This window comes from Streptomyces sp. LS1784 (assembly GCF_020103755.1).
Classification (GTDB): domain Bacteria; phylum Actinomycetota; class Actinomycetes; order Streptomycetales; family Streptomycetaceae; genus Kitasatospora.
Map to the genome: position 1 here is coordinate 1 of NZ_JAHSQD010001016.1, position 1,585 is coordinate 1,585.

The window sequence follows — 1,585 nt, forward strand, 5'->3', positions numbered from 1 at the left end:
GAACGCCGCGGGCCTGGCCCGGCTCGCCCGCCGGATCGAGCCCGCCGTCGGCTGGGCCGACCTGGTGCTGCCCGCCCCCACCGCGGGCCGGCTGCGCGAACTCGTGCTGCGGGCCCGGCACCGCGACCAGGTGCTCGGACGCTGGCGGATGCGTCCGGGCGGCGGCCGGGGGAACGGGGTGATCGCCCTGTTCGCCGGGGAGTCCGGCACCGGCAAGACGATGTCGGCCGAGGTGGTCGCTGCCGAGCTCGGCATGGAGCTGTACGTGGTGGACCTCGCCACCGTGGTGGACAAGTACATCGGAGAGACCGAGAAGAACCTGGAACGCATCTTCACCGAGGCCGCGCAGGTGAACGGCGTCCTGCTGTTCGACGAGGCGGACGCGCTGTTCGGGAAGCGCTCGGAGGTCAAGGACGCCCGCGACCGGCACGCCAACGTGGAGACGGCGTACCTGCTCCAGCGGATGGAGTCCTTCGACGGGATCGCGGTGCTGACGTCCAACCTGCGGGCCAACCTCGACGAGGCGTTCACCCGGCGGCTGGACGTCATCGCGGAGTTCCCGCTGCCGGACGAGGTACAGCGGCGCCTGCTGTGGGACCGCTGCCTGGGGCCGTTGGTGCCCCGCGGCGACGACCTCGACCTGGACTTCTGCGCCCGGCACTTCGAGCTCACCGGCGGCTCCATCCGGGCCTGCGCGGTCTCCGCGGCCTACCGGGCCGCCGGGACGGGCACCCCGCTGGGCATGGCGCAGCTGGTCTCCGCGGTGGTCGGCGAGTACCGCAAGCTCGGCCGGCTGGTGCTGGCGAGCGAGTTCGGGCCGTGGCTGGGCGTCCTCGGGGACACCGGGCACGGCTGAACGCCCCCGGGCTACGGAGGCTGCCGGGCGCCTGTGGGGACCACCGGCGGTGTCCGCGGGGGCAGCGGTTCCTGCCCCCGGTACGGGACCTGTGGACATGTTTCCGGGTGGCGCCCGGGCAGCAGACTCGGGGGCGAATGACCGGCGAAATGATTGGCCAGCCGAAGGAGCGCGTATGCCGTCGTACCTCACCCCGGGCGTGTACGTGGAGGAGGTCCAGTCCGGTGCCCGGCCGATCGAGGGCGTCGGCACGGCCGTCGCCGCGTTCGTCGGCTTCGCCGAGACCGGCCCGTTCCACGAGCCCACGCTGGTGACCAACTGGGACCAGTACGTCCAGCGGTTCGGCGGCTTCACCGAGGGCACCTACCTGGCGCACGCGGTGTACGGCTTCTTCGCCAACGGCGGCGGCTCCGCCTACGTCGTGCGGGTCGGCGACCCGGCCCGGCAGGCGCCCGGCGCCGCCCCCGCCGTCGCCGCGGCCCCGCCCGTCGAGATCGCGGGCTTCCTCTTCTCCGCCCTGCCGGGCGCGGGCGCCGACGTGTCCGTCGAGGTCGCCGACCCGGAGGGGGAGAACGTCCCCGACGACCGGTTCCGGCTGCTGGTGCGCCGGGGCGCCGAGGTCGTGGAGACCTACGACGTCTCGACCCGCAAGAGCACCAAGGGCTACGTCGTCACCCAGCTGCGGGAGTCGAAGCTGGTCGCCGTCGCCGAACAGCCCGGCACCGCGCC

Annotated in this window: 1 protein-coding gene and 1 pseudogene; both read left to right on the forward strand. The window is 73.8% G+C overall.

All coding sequences use genetic code 11. From position 1 onward, the window contains the following. On the forward strand, positions 1-856 hold an 856-nt coding region (locus tag KS423_RS45215; RefSeq protein WP_224285478.1), incomplete at its 5' end, for an ATP-binding protein. 175 nt (positions 857-1,031) lie between these two features. Next, positions 1,032-1,585, forward strand: a pseudogene (locus KS423_RS45220) (phage tail sheath family protein); the annotation flags it as partial.